Source organism: Fructobacillus americanaquae (assembly GCF_024029775.1).
Lineage (GTDB): Bacteria > Bacillota > Bacilli > Lactobacillales > Lactobacillaceae > Fructobacillus > Fructobacillus americanaquae.
Genome location: NZ_CP097122.1, coordinates 111,563 through 124,804 on the forward strand (window position 1 = coordinate 111,563; position 13,242 = coordinate 124,804).

A 13,242-nucleotide genomic window follows, 5' to 3' on the forward strand; every position below is an offset into this window, starting at 1 on the left:
TGTTAAATAGTTCAAAAGTTTAATTACTTTTGAACTATTTTTTATTACGGTTTTAGAATAAAAAGGTGTAAACTAAAAATATGCAAAAAAACACCTTTCATTTTAATACAAATCGATTGATGGTCATTATTAATGGGACTCTGGTTGGTTTTTTGACCGGAATCGTAGTATCCATCTTTCGAATGAGCATTGAACATTCACTTTCATGGTGGCGTGATATGTATACATATATTCGAAACAACCACTGGTCAGTCCTTGTCGTCGCTATTTTTATTAATTTAGCAATTGGGCTAATTGTCGCAGTGCTAGTTAAAAAAGAGCCCAACATCGCCGGTTCTGGGATTCCTCAGGTTGAAGGGCAGTTAATGGATCAATTGCATTTAAATTATTTCTCGATTCTATGGCGAAAATTTGTTGCGGGTATTTTAGCCATTGGTTCGGGCTTGATGTTGGGACGTGAAGGACCATCGATTCAACTTGGGGCTGCCGTCGGACAAGGTGTTGCCGAAACCATCAAGGCTGACCATAGTCAAAAAAAGTCACTGATTGCGGCTGGTGCAGCATCTGGTTTGGCTGCTGCCTTTAATGCACCGTTAGCCGGCGTGATGTTTGTTTTGGAAGAAATTTACCATAGTTTCTCACCAGTAATCTGGCTGGGTGCGCTAGCTGGTGCCGTAATGGCCGATGCAATTTCCACGATTGTGTTCGGCCAGACACCAGTTTTGGCGGTTGGACAATTGCCAATTATTCCGGTACGGCTCTATGGCCTGCTATTGATTTTGGGACTCATGCTTGGTTTGCTTGGCTTTTTATACCAAAAAACGCTTTTGGCCAGCCAGAAAATCTACCAATGGACACACCTACCAAAATATCTGAACGGAATGATTCCGCTGATATTAGTCATTCCTTTGGGGATTTTTTGGTCGAACGGCCTGGGCGGGGGAAATAATTTGGTCTTGGCGCTTGGCAACCATGTTCCAGGCATCAAAATTTTATTGGCCATGGTACTGGTTCGCTTTATCTTTTCGATGATCAGTTACGGCTCGGGCCTTCCCGGAGGAATCTTTTTGCCAATTTTGACACTTGGTGCCCTAAATGGTGCTATAATTGGCCAGGTCTTTGTCATGTTTGGTTGGGTCTCTGCGTCTTACCTCATTGATTTCGTGGTGATTGGTATGGCTGCTTATTTTGCAGCCATCGGGAAAGCACCCTTTACGGCCATTATCCTGATTATTGAAATGGTCGGTTCTGTGACCCACGTTTTGCCATTGGCCTTTGTCAGTTTAGTGGCTTACCTAGTGGTTGATTTGTGCAATGGTGCGCCAATCTATGAATCCTTGTTGAACCGTCTTTTGCAAAATCAGGAAGGCAATGGCAGCCAGCAACTGATCACCTTGGAAGTGCCCGTTTTGGCCGGGACAGTTTTAGAGGATCACGAAATTCGCAATGTTGACCAGCTCAGTCACAGCTTAATTACAATGGTGAAGCGGAGCAACCAAAGCTTACTGCCTGCTGGGGACCTAATTTTACGTCCGGGAGATATTATCTACGTTCGAACAGCACGAGCTGAATCTGAAAGGATTCGGGCAGCGCTTCTATTAAAAATGTAAGAATCTTGAAAAAAAGGGACCAATTCAGTATTTGCTGGTTGATCCCTTTTGCTATAATATTTTTTAAAATTAGTCAAAGGAGAGAGGGCATGCGCTATCAGAAAATACTTGTAACGGGAGGGGCTGGTTTTATTGGCACGAACTTCGTTCGTTATCTGCTGGAACATTATCAGGGAGTTGAAATCACCGTTTTAGATAAGTTAACTTACTCCGGAAATCTAGAAAATTTGGCTGATTTGTCAACCAAGCGATTAAATGTGGTGGTCGGAGATGTTTGTGACGCTTCCTTGGTTTGCCAGCTGGTTCAGAGTGTCGACGCAGTGATTAACTTTGCGGCGGAAAGTCATAATGATAATTCTTTAGCCGATCCCAGGCCATTTTTGGATACGAATATTATTGGTACTTATACGTTGCTGGAAGCAGTTCGCAAATACCATGTTTTTTACCACCATGTTTCGACGGATGAGGTTTTTGGTGACTTATCAATTGATTCAACAGCGAGGTTTCAAGAAGAATCGCGCTATCAACCTTCGTCACCATATTCGGCAACCAAGGCCAGTTCTGATCATCTGGTTCGGGCTTGGGTCCGCTCTTTTGGTATTCAGGCCACGATTTCAAACTCGTCGAATAACTATGGACCTTATCAATATGTTGAAAAGCTAATTCCGCGGACGATTGCCACCATTATCAGTGGTGCAAACCCTCAGGTATTTGGTTCGGGAAAGCAGGTGCGCGATTGGTTACACGTAACCGACCACGTTCGGGGATTGTTAGCTGTGCTGGAAAAGGGGGAAAGTGGCCAAACCTATCTTTTTTCGGCGAATTGTCAACTGAGTAATTTAACGGTTTTGCAAAAAATAATGCGCCAGCTCGGCCAAGATCCGTCGAATATTGTGCATGTTGCTGATCGCCCTGGTCATGATCAGCGTTATGCCTTGGACGCCAGTCACACGATGGCAGCTCTTGACTGGCACCCGGTGGTGACTGATTTTGATGCTGGTTTAGAAGAAACAATTGCTTGGTACCAAAATCACCAAGATTGGTGGCAGCAGGCACACTCGATTGTCGAAGCTAAGTACCTGAAGGAAGGACGTTAATAAAAAATGACTGAAAAATTCTTTATTCGGGAGGCAACGTTGTTCGATTTGGACGCCATTCATAGGTTGAACACAAACGAACTGGGTTATGATTATCAAATTGAGAAGGCGAAAAATCAGTTGGTGCAGTTACTTGAAGATCAACGTCACCATCTGCTGGCAGTTGCCGAGGATTCGCACCACCAGGTTTTGGGTTACCTGCATGCCGAAGTTTATCAGGAAATTTATGCTGATCCTGCGTTGAATATCTTGGCACTAGCAGTCAACCGGTTAGCGCAGGGACAGGGGATTGGCACGGCTTTAGTCGTGTGGTTAGAGGAGGCGGGCAAAAGTCGAAATATTTGGACCATCCGGCTTAATTCTGGTGCCAATCGTCAAGAGGCCCATGCCTTTTATCGTCGCCTGGGTTTTGAAGAAATTAAAACGCAGAAGAAATTTGTGCGAGTGAATCGCTGATGGTCAATCCTACGACGTAAGACGGAAATTTAGCGAGATAAGCGCCTGACAAAATTGGTATAGGCGTTTTTTTAATCAACATTATTCTAATTAAAGTATATAATTACTGATTTAACAACTTTTATTATTAGAAAAATTACTTTATCTTCTAAAACCGACAAAAATCGTTATATGTATGCTACAATATTATTAGTCATACTTATTAGTTTAAGAATACTTTTGTTCACTCTAATGGCGTCGTACTTTCATACATATCTGAATATTAATTTTGACAGTTAATTGTGCCAGTATTCCAATTAGCTAAAAACCTACATGTTAATCGCCAACGATTAGCCGAAAATGTTCGCTTTTTATCTATGAAGAGACACGATTTCAAAATTCGGGGACTTACACCACTTGATTGTTGGCGCCGAACTTTGAGTAGTATGCAACTGCCAACACGATCACGCAAGAGAAGACGTGCCGTGGCCAGGAGACCACCTCTGGTGTGATACCTTCTCATGAACCATCGAAAGGAATACTCATGCAAGCATTCCAAAAAGGAGTTCAAGCAACACTCAAGGCCTTTGGAACGAAATTGGACCAAGGACTTTCTGAAAAGCAGGTTGAAAAAAGCCGGCGAGAACATGGAAAAAATGTTTTCGTGGCTGAAAAGAAAACATCTTTAGCTAAGAAAATCTTACTTAGTTTAAAGGATGTCGCCACAATTATTTTGTTGATTGCGGCTGGGATTTCCTTTGTCGCCACTTATTTGGAAGGAAGTAATAATTACTTCGAAAGTCTGCTGGTGATTGGCATTGTGGTCATCAACTCAGCATTGTCGATTTTTCAAGAAGGCAAGGCTGAAAGTTCCTTAGCCGCTTTGAAAGATTTGAATAAGAGTCAGGTTAAGGTTTTTCGCAACGGTCAACCAGAATTAATTGACTCGGATGACGTTGTTGTCGGCGATCTTTTGCTCTTAGAAAATGGGCGGTCAATTGCCGCTGATGCGCGTTTAATTGAAGCTGTTGAATTACAAACGGAAGAGTCCGCACTGACTGGCGAAAGCTTGCCCGTAGAAAAAGATGCGGATGCTACTTTTAAAGGGGACGGTAACGTTGACCTCGGTGAACGAGTAACGATGGTTTACCGTGGTACTACCGTTGTCAACGGTCACGGCCTGGCCATCGTCACTGCTGTGGGAATGGCAACTGAAATGGGTAAGATTGCTAGCCTATTGAACAATGAAAACAGCACGCCTTTGACACCATTGCAACGTCGTTTGGCCCAATTAGGTCGTAATATTTCTTATTTGGCCATTATTTCCGCTGCCGTTGTTTTAACGCTAGGAATTGCTCAAGGAATGGATTTGAAACACATCTTCTTAACGGCCATCTCCTTAGCAGTGGCCATCGTGCCAGAAACGTTACCAGTGATTGTGACAATGACTCTGGCTCTCGGCGTTCAACGAATTGCCAAGAAGCACGCGATTATCCGACGGTTACCAGCGGTTGAAACACTGGGAACAACGAATGTCATTGCTTCGGATAAGACTGGAACGTTAACACAAAATAAGATGACGGTTCGTCAGGTCTGGCAAGCAAATCAAAATCAGTTGTCCGCCATAGCTGATGGTTTGCCAGGCTTTGCTCTGAGTCGTGAACCAATGTTAACGGATGTGATGGACAAGGCGCCAATGCCCAAAAATTCGTCATTATTTAGTCAGGGACTTGGACGACAAATTGCCCTCAATGCCTCGCTTTTTGCCTTGGTGACCTTAGGCGCCATCTGGTTTGGTCAAAATGTGGCCATGGGTGGCCTTGCCACTTCAGAAGAGGTGGGCCAGACAATGGCCTTCGTCGTCTTGTCATTAACGTCGATTATGCACGTTTTCAATATCCGTTCTGAAAAGTCTCTTTTTTCAATTCGTTATGATGCCAATCCATCATTGGTGAATATGGCTCTCTTAGCAACACTAATTACGGTTGCAGTTTCGATAATTCCGGGTGTTCAAGGACTCTTCGGTTTGGTCGGCTTATCGGCTAGTCATTGGTTGCTGATCGTTCTCTTAACTGTTATACCGACGATTGTCTTAGAAATCCTGAAGAAAATCAGCCCAAGGCTCTTTCAGGTTTAATGACAAATAACTAACTCGAAAGGTAATTTGTATGCCAGTAACGTCGCGACCCGAACACCAAAATAGAGGCTTTTCAATTAGCAGCATTTTCATTATTTTAGGCAGTTTTATTGGTATTGACATGGTTGAAAATACTTATCCCGCTATTAAGGATAATCTTCTTTTGAACTTTGTTATCTTTGTCTCGATTTATATAGGACTAAGGTTCATTGCGAGGGGAGTGCAAAAAATTAAACTGCGATTCTTGTCGTAAAATATAAATACAAAAAAGACCCGTTGCTTCAGCAACGGGTCTTTTTTCTATCCTTACTTGCTATGACAGCCATTGTTGGCAGTGAGATGAGTCAAGACTTCCAGCAAGTGCTAACTGGACCAGTTTCCCAGGAGCAATATCAGCAAAGTATTTTTAAACAGAATTAAATGGTCGAAAAAAGCGACAACACTTAAAAATAACGTAGTAGCTTTCTAAATGCCTTTTAGTCAGTCTCGTTCGGGCATAGGAACGGTCGCCACTTCATTACCATGTTCTTGAATTATCTCGAGAAGATCAAGGGTTTTCAGCCAAACCGTTGCTGTGTTTTCATTTGGGTGAATCCCAATTAGTCCAGGATCTTTTAGAAAGTCCTCATCAAGAAAGAAGTTGACTTGGCGGCCATCATTATTTAAGAGACCGAAAGGAGAGACAGAACCAGGAATTAAGTCCATTAACCTTAGCAAGTCTTCTTCTGAGGCAAATGATAGTGGTCGGGTCTGATTTTCCTTGCGAAAAGCCTTTAAATCAACTCTTTTATCACCTTTAACAGTAATCAGAAAATAATTTCGTTTTTTATCGTCACGGACAAAAAGGTTTTTGGCATCGGCATCTGGGTAAGGTAAGTCAACATCAACAATACTATCCATACTAAATAATGCTTGGTGTTCTGTAATGTCGTGCCAAATTTTTTTTTGCTGCAAATACTGAAAAACTTCATTTTTATCCATACTTTTACCTCAGCTTTTAATATAGGTCACATTATATCATTAGCAAGAGTTACTTAATGATTGCAATCGTTGAGCTACTTATTTTTATTTTACTTAAAATACAAAAATGTTTCATTTTCACTCGCTATGCTCGCAAAAATAAGTTACAATTATTATATGAGGGAATAAGGAAAGGAATTAAGAAAAATTTTATGAGAATTGATACTTCAGAATATCCAACAGGTGAAAACGCTGTACCTGAGAAGCGCGTTAAACGTCTAAAGTTGCTTAGTAAGGCTGCTACCTTTACTTGTATTGCGATGTATGTTTCATATATCCCGCAAATTATTAGTAACTTTTCTGGCCACCCAGTTGGTTTATTACAACCACTGGTGGCAATGATTAATGCTTCGCTTTGGACTGGTTATGGCTGGACCAAGACCTTTAAAGATTGGCCGATTATCATTTCAAACGTTCCTGGTGTTTTGTTTGGATTGTTTACAGTGATTACAATTTATATCCATTAATCCATGAACCAAACACTAATAAAATAAACTAGTTGACCAATGATTGGTCGACTAGTTGGTTTTTCTTAATCTCAAAGAAGAAATGATCAATTGATTTTTTCAACAAACACAACATTAATATGAATAGTGAAAGGAGTTTTTTATGAAAAAAATCATCCCACAAGAAAAGCCTTTACTGGCTTCCAAGAAATTGTGGCTCTTCGTCGCTTTTTCTACCCTGACTAGTGCCGGGTTTTTAACGCAAACAGAGGGTCATGCTGTTGGTTTAAACAATGATTTAACCGCTTCGGCTGATGAAACGGCAAATACGCTGCAAACAGCTAATACCGTCACTTTGGCGTCAAAGCAACAAGACACATCGAATAGCACTTCAGCAACTGCTACTAGTACAGAAAATAACAACGAAACAGTAGCTAGCCAAGCTACTAGCCAAACGAATAGCGGAAACGAGTCAAGTTCCATTTCTGCTAGTCAAACTAATACTGATAGTGGGGCAGGTTCTGCAACTACTAGTCAGACATCCACCAGTACTGATTCAAACTCTTCAACGAGCCAGTCAGAAAATAGCTCAAGTCAAAGTACGAATGATAGTACTGGATTGACGAGTCGCATTGCTGATGATAGCAGTACAAGTCAGTCTACCGGTACGGGTAACTCAGCCAATGTTGGTACAACTAATGACAATTCCACTTTAATTGGCCAAGCATTGGTACCAGATAATACTTTACGAGCTGCTTTTGCGACGGCCTTAAATAAGTCAGCTGACCAGCTAACGGTGAGCGACTTGGAGCAAGTCAAAGCAATTAAGATTACTTCTGGTAAGGTTGAATCGCTACAGGGCCTGCACTATGCTAAAAATCTCGAAAGTATCACTGTCATTGGTAATTATAAGCAAAATAGTGACGATGATGACAATACGATTAGCAGCTATTACCCTCAGAGCGATAGCCCTTATCAGTATGACAATGAGAGTGGATCTGCTGATATTTCTGATGTCCTTTCGGATGATAAAATTACAGAATTTAATGAGTTGACCCAGTTGAAGTTCATTCAGTTGACTGGTTTGGGTTTGAGGGATGCTAATTTTTTGCGCAAGCAGGCGGAACACAACCAAAATTTGGTAACCCTTTATATTAATCGGAATTCGATTTCTAATTTAACTCCCTTTACTGGCATTACCATGTCGCATCTTCAGACACTTAATATCGCTAATAATAATTTTTCTGATGTCAGCGTTATTCAAAATGTTGATTTACCAGCGATAACAACGATAGATGCTAGCTACAACCAGATTAGTGATATTACGCCAATTACCAAGGCTCAAATCACCAATATTCAATATTTATTTGCTAATAATAATCAACTTAGCAATATTGATGTTTTTAAGGATTCTCCCTTGACGAAACTGAAGTGGCTTGCTGTCAATAATAATAATATTAGTAATATTACCATTATGACTGGGCTCTATAATCGTTATCCAGATTTACATGTTTTCCAAATTGATAACAACCAACTAAGCGATATTAGCTTTATGAATGGTTTCCAGCTGTTATTCCAGACGACTGCCCAAGATCAACACCATCAAGAAACAGTAACCGCCGTTCGATCAAATCAACCGACAATTGATATTGCTTTGCCAATTAAAACCAGTTCTTATGATGATCAAATTCAAGTGGGTAATCAGTCTTATTACAATGGTCAAAGTGACCCGCAGGGGAACACTTTGACGATTAGCCAGCTTTCAAATACAATTCAGAGTGTTAACCTTTACAATGGACAAACTATTTCCGGTAAACAGCTTACCGACCAATCATTTACTGGAGTGAAATCTCTTACGATTGCGGTACCAACTGATAACACCACCAATACTGTATTATTTTATCAATGGTCTGGTGCCCGGGGTCGGTTTAATGGTACTGGAACAATTACGGTTAACTGGGTTGACCCAGTGCAGCCAGAAATCGTTGCCAATAACCAGACCATTACCCAAGGTAATCAATTTGATGCACTGACACAGGTGAGTGCTTTTGATCAACAAAATGATGGCGGTGGTCGTGTTGATTTAACCAAGCAAATCACTGTTATCCAAAATCAAGTCAATCCTCAAGTAGTTGGAACTTATACAGTTGTTTATCAAGTAACCAATTCTTACGGACTAACTACAAGTAAAAGCATCCAAGTTACAGTACAAGCACCAGCATCAATTCCAAACAATGATGGTCAATCTAGCACTCAGCAAAACCAACAGAGTAACCAGTCCCAGGTTCAACAGAGTGCACAAGAAGCGCAACACGCTGCTACAAGCGTCGTTCCATTAGCCGCAAAAAATAATACAGTAGCTGTTAACCAACAAGAAGCTGAGCATGCACTACCTGATACTGCTGACACCGCTCCGCAAAGTCGCGTTGAAAAATTTGCACCTGTGTCTTTGTTTGCTTCGTTAACACTCTTATTCTTAGCTAAAAATAAGAAAAAGAAGCGCTAGCAGTAATCATCAAAGCAGTTGACAGAATTTGCACCTTGTAAATAGGGCTTGTCAGCACAGCGATTAATTAAATAATTGTTGCCAAAAGAAAGAATTCTTGATAAGAATTCTTTCTTTTTCGCTAGCTGCTGATTATGGTTATTCAAGAACTATTAAGTTCAGTCGCTGTTGAATTGGTGTGCAATGGAAAGGGCTCTAGATGCGGGACATTGCGGTCGATTGGTGTTTCGAATTTTGATGCAGGAAAAATTGTTGAATTTGCAAAATTAGTTGAAACAACCCAGCAAGTTAATCAGCTTGAATTTAATCTATGGAACCAACGTGAAAAAGATCAAGAGTGGAATAAAAAATATTCTGTTCAACCAGAAACGACGGTTAGACCTATTTCACAACCAGGTTTTGCAGAAAATTGGTAAGAAATATAATAAGACAGTTGGGCAAGTTGTTTTAAGATGGTTAATACAAAGAAACATTGTTGTTTTAGCCAAATCTGTTCATGAGGAACGGATACGCGAAAATTTTGATGTTTTTGACTTTAATCTTTCAGAAGAAGACATGGATTTAATCAAGGGTTTGGACAAAAAAGAATCTGCTTTATTTGATCATAATGATCCCGTTTTTGTTGAACGGTTAACCGGTTGGTTGATTTAAAGAATTAATTATCATTAACTGGCTAATCATTACTCTAATTAATATGTAAAAAATGAGATTTCCAAAAACGTTCATAAAGTTTTTGGGGAATCTCATTTTAACATTATGGCTGTTATAGAAATCAAGTTAAGACGGTAGTAATTCTGAAAGGGGATAAGGTTGGTAATGTTGCCTTGGGGAAGAGTGATTATAAGTAGTAACGGTCTTTATTTATTCTCAGTCACTTTTTAAGCACCTTTTTTTAATGATTTTCTAAAAAAACGAGTACTAATAGCTATACCGACAATGATCAGTACAAAACCAATACAGATGCCAAAAAGTCCTGTGGAAGAAGAAGCAAACTCAGAATGTTTATAAGATAACAAAGCGTACTGTGTCATTACAATTGCAACCAATCCGTCAGCTAAATTAAGTGCTTTAAGATAAGAAATAATTGGACTATTGAATTGTCGAGAGTTTATCCAACCGATAACTGATGTAACGATTTTTATAAAACCAATTAATGCTATGAACAAGACAATATTATGATTATAATTTTGAGGTTGACCATGAACAAACATAAACGTTGACAGTCCCACCAAAACCAAGCCTAAAATTGAATAGAAAATGCCACCTTCACGTAAGTATATTTCTTCTAATTTTCTACGTTCTAAATTTGAAAAATTAGCTATTCTAACCTGTTTATAACGAAATAAAAAATAAGCACGGATGGCTAACAGAATTAGATAGTAGAAGCCAAAAATTAAAAACCACAATGACCAAAGCACTAAACCGATTGTAATTTTTATCATGGCAAACATTGAATTAGACACTGTACTGAATAAATTATATAGAACCACTCGATCTGCTTTCAAAGATATATGTCTTTTTAAATTATTTTTTTTAATAAAAATATTAAGTTGCTTCTTTATTTTTTTGATAGTGTTCACCTTGATATATTTTGCCTTCACAATCGATAAGGTTATGTACAATTCGTTTTATCAAAACTCTATCAAAGTTGGTGATTAAAACTGACTATTAACAAAATAGCAACAAACATTGGCAATTTATCAATACATCAGGTAGATAATACATTTTTTAACGAAATATTTGATTGGGGGGTGATAATCCTCATTGGCCCTTAACTGTAACGTGCAATATTAAAAGCAACAGAAGGCTAATTAAGTGAGTAGTAGCAATGGTTCCCATTGCCTTTAACTCCTATACATTTTTGCATATTTGCAAATTAAAGAAGCCCGATGTGGCTTCTTTTTTTTTACAATTTTTTAGTCCTTGGTCACCGGGGGCTTACGACAGTGGAGGTCAACATGAAAAACAACACAGGCCTAGATTTACGACAAATTATTAAAAATTATCGAACTATCCGTTTAATGAGTCAGAAAGATTTGGCTGAGTCTTGGGAAATTCCACAACGTGCGATTTCGCGATGGGAACAATCAGCCCGATCGAACCCTTCAATTGAGTCGTTGTTGCATATCTCTTCTGGTTTAAATCTATCAATTGATGAATTGATTGAACAGACTTTTGTTAATGAAGAGGAGGACACATCAAATGCAAAGAATTAACCTCCAACAAATTCAGTCATTTGAACAATTTTATCGGATTCCCAAAATCTTTTTTACTTCAGAAAAATATAAAGATATGAGATTGGAATCCAAGACAGCCTATGCCATTTTAAGAGACCGGTTTGAATTGTCGTTAAAAAATGGCTGGATTGATGAGCAGCAAAATGTTTACTTTATTTTCACTGTTGCAGCTTTGCAAGAAATTTTAGGCTGTGGCAAAAATAAAGTGATTGCCATTAAAAAAGATTTAGCAAAATATGGGTTGCTTGAAGAAGAAAAAATTGGTTTCAATCGTGCAAATCGTCTTTATCTTGGAGCTGTAACGAGTGATTCTTTCTCAGAAAACTCCCTTAAAGCGTTGGGGGACAAGGAGGTTTCAAAATCAAACCTCCGGAAGTTTGAAAATCAAACCACTGGAGGTTTGAAAAATAAACCTCCAAAGGTTTCAAAATCAAACCCTAATGATACTGACTATAGTGATACTGAATTAAGTGATACTGAAATAAAAGATGATGAGGATGATGACGTATTTAATAATACACGTGCGAATGATTTGGATTTGCTTGTGGACCATTACCAAAAAGAAACTGGTCAACGTCCCAATTTAAAACAAGCTAATCGATTGGAGCAATTAGCTAATCTTTATGGCGCTTTGCTTGTTAGCGAAGCTATTACTCGTTCGGCCGAGAACAATACCAGTAATCTTTTGTATATCGAAAAAGTAGCGCAATCAATGAACGAAGTACAGCAAAAACAATTTAGTCAAGTACGACAGTTCAACGAACCAATCGTACCAATCACTAAACTTAGTGACATGGAAGGTGGCTTAATATGACAAGTATTTTAATCATAATTGCTTTGTCTTTATCTTCAACGGCCATCTTTATCGGATTAACAGATTTTATTAAAGGCGACGCGTTAAAAGCCATGATAGAGGTAGTTGTTGGAATACTCTTTTTTAATCTGATTTTATTCGGTGAACCAATATCACAATCGATTCAAACACAGATTCAAGCATACCAAGTTCAGAACAGGAACAAAACAATTAACCACCTACAAAGCGAAATTCCGAATGAGGTTAGTTTACGTAAACTTGACTCTCAATTGAAATATCGAGGTATAGATTTAGACGATGCAGATAGCGTTAGTTATGACAATGGTGTTTTGAAGATATTTTTTTCTGATTGGAACCTCTTCACAGGAACACAATCAACAACCTGGTCTGTGAAATTACATGATAATGCAATTGACAGTACATCAAGAAGTAGAAGTTAAGATTATCAAATATTGAAAAACTAGAACGTTTGGAGGAAAAAATATGAGCACGAATATTGCAGCATTACGAGGTCGTTTGGTTTCAAAAACTGTGTTGGGTTACACATCTTCTGGCAAAGTTTTCACAACAGGACGAATTGCCGTATCAAGAAACTTTACGAACAAGAAGGGACAACGTCAAACTGACTTTTTCCGTTTTGTTCTTTGGGGAAAACAGGCGCAAAATTTTACTGATTTGGTTGATCAAGGAGATCGCATTGGGTTGGATGGCCATCTTCAAAGTAGCTCTTACGAAAAAGATGGGAGTACTCATTTTGTAACTGACCTTTATGTTGACCATTTTGATCTTGTCGAAACCCTTCAGGATAAAGAAATTATCCGTCACCAGTTAGCTCAAGACGATTTGGTATCTAGCCATGACGAAGTTGTCGTGACCGATGATGATTTGCCATTTTAATTTTTAAAAGGAGATATGAGTATGAATAACATTGATATTGCCA

14 protein-coding genes are annotated in these 13,242 nt (G+C 39.1%); 12 read left to right on the forward strand and 2 right to left on the reverse strand.

Annotated elements, in window-relative coordinates:
• Positions 1-80 precede the first annotated feature (80 nt).
• The 4 genes from M3M36_RS00575 (at position 81) to M3M36_RS00590 (ending at position 5,279) form a co-directional block, all read left to right on the forward strand.
• Positions 81-1,610, forward strand: a complete 1,530-nt coding sequence (locus M3M36_RS00575) for a ClC family H(+)/Cl(-) exchange transporter (protein ID WP_338029134.1) — start codon at positions 81-83, stop codon at positions 1,608-1,610.
• An 89-nt stretch (positions 1,611-1,699) separates the two neighbouring features.
• Positions 1,700-2,707: a dTDP-glucose 4,6-dehydratase gene (gene rfbB / locus M3M36_RS00580; protein WP_252773947.1), complete on the forward strand. Its 1,008-nt coding sequence runs from the start codon at positions 1,700-1,702 to the stop codon at positions 2,705-2,707.
• Positions 2,708-2,713: 6 nt separating this feature from the next.
• The gene (locus M3M36_RS00585; protein ID WP_252773948.1) at positions 2,714-3,163 is read left to right on the forward strand and encodes a GNAT family N-acetyltransferase; all 450 of its coding nucleotides are present in this window, start codon (positions 2,714-2,716) and stop codon (positions 3,161-3,163) included.
• A gap of 523 nt (positions 3,164-3,686) precedes the next feature.
• Positions 3,687-5,279 carry a cation-translocating P-type ATPase gene (locus M3M36_RS00590; RefSeq protein WP_252773949.1) on the forward strand — a complete coding sequence of 531 codons (1,593 nt, stop codon included), beginning with the start codon at positions 3,687-3,689 and terminating at the stop codon, positions 5,277-5,279.
• Positions 5,280-5,759: 480 nt separating this feature from the next.
• Here the strand turns inward: M3M36_RS00590 and M3M36_RS00595 are convergent, their stop codons facing one another.
• Positions 5,760-6,260 carry a prolyl-tRNA synthetase associated domain-containing protein gene (locus M3M36_RS00595; protein ID WP_252773950.1) on the reverse strand — a complete coding sequence of 167 codons (501 nt, stop codon included), beginning with the start codon at positions 6,258-6,260 and terminating at the stop codon, positions 5,760-5,762.
• 191 nt (positions 6,261-6,451) lie between these two features.
• Between M3M36_RS00595 and M3M36_RS00600 the strand changes: the two genes are divergently transcribed.
• The 4 genes from M3M36_RS00600 to M3M36_RS00615 all read left to right on the forward strand — a co-directional run bounded on the left by M3M36_RS00600 (position 6,452) and on the right by M3M36_RS00615 (position 9,902).
• Positions 6,452-6,766 carry a SemiSWEET family transporter gene (locus M3M36_RS00600; protein ID WP_252774398.1) on the forward strand — a complete coding sequence of 105 codons (315 nt, stop codon included), beginning with the start codon at positions 6,452-6,454 and terminating at the stop codon, positions 6,764-6,766.
• Between the two features lie 142 nt (positions 6,767-6,908).
• On the forward strand, positions 6,909-9,251 hold the full coding sequence (locus M3M36_RS00605) for an immunoglobulin-like domain-containing protein (protein ID WP_252773951.1): 2,343 nt from the start codon (positions 6,909-6,911) through the stop codon (positions 9,249-9,251).
• A gap of 134 nt (positions 9,252-9,385) precedes the next feature.
• The gene (locus M3M36_RS00610) at positions 9,386-9,667 is read left to right on the forward strand and encodes an aldo-keto reductase family protein (protein ID WP_252773952.1); all 282 of its coding nucleotides are present in this window, start codon (positions 9,386-9,388) and stop codon (positions 9,665-9,667) included.
• On the forward strand, positions 9,651-9,902 hold the full coding sequence (locus M3M36_RS00615; RefSeq protein WP_252773953.1) for an aldo/keto reductase: 252 nt from the start codon (positions 9,651-9,653) through the stop codon (positions 9,900-9,902). The genes M3M36_RS00610 and M3M36_RS00615 overlap by 17 nt, the downstream gene beginning before the upstream one ends.
• A gap of 227 nt (positions 9,903-10,129) precedes the next feature.
• On the opposite strand, the gene M3M36_RS00620 is transcribed toward M3M36_RS00615, so the two are convergent.
• On the reverse strand, positions 10,130-10,831 hold the full coding sequence (locus M3M36_RS00620; RefSeq protein ID WP_252773954.1) for a hypothetical protein: 702 nt from the start codon (positions 10,829-10,831) through the stop codon (positions 10,130-10,132).
• A gap of 378 nt (positions 10,832-11,209) precedes the next feature.
• Here M3M36_RS00620 and M3M36_RS00625 point away from each other — a divergent pair, with 378 nt between their 5' ends.
• The 4 genes from M3M36_RS00625 to ssb are packed head-to-tail and all read left to right on the forward strand — an operon-like array spanning position 11,210 to position 13,199.
• The gene (locus M3M36_RS00625; RefSeq protein ID WP_252773955.1) at positions 11,210-11,467 is read left to right on the forward strand and encodes a helix-turn-helix domain-containing protein; all 258 of its coding nucleotides are present in this window, start codon (positions 11,210-11,212) and stop codon (positions 11,465-11,467) included.
• The gene (locus tag M3M36_RS00630; RefSeq protein ID WP_252773956.1) at positions 11,454-12,302 is read left to right on the forward strand and encodes a replication initiator protein A; all 849 of its coding nucleotides are present in this window, start codon (positions 11,454-11,456) and stop codon (positions 12,300-12,302) included. The genes M3M36_RS00625 and M3M36_RS00630 overlap by 14 nt, the downstream gene beginning before the upstream one ends.
• Entirely contained in the window at positions 12,299-12,742 is a 444-nt protein-coding gene (locus M3M36_RS00635; RefSeq protein ID WP_252773957.1) for a hypothetical protein, read from the forward strand. Before M3M36_RS00630 ends, M3M36_RS00635 begins: the two co-directional genes overlap by 4 nt.
• Positions 12,743-12,785: 43 nt before the next feature.
• Positions 12,786-13,199: a single-stranded DNA-binding protein gene (gene ssb, locus M3M36_RS00640; RefSeq protein ID WP_252773958.1), complete on the forward strand. Its 414-nt coding sequence runs from the start codon at positions 12,786-12,788 to the stop codon at positions 13,197-13,199.
• Positions 13,200-13,242: the final 43 nt, after the last annotated feature.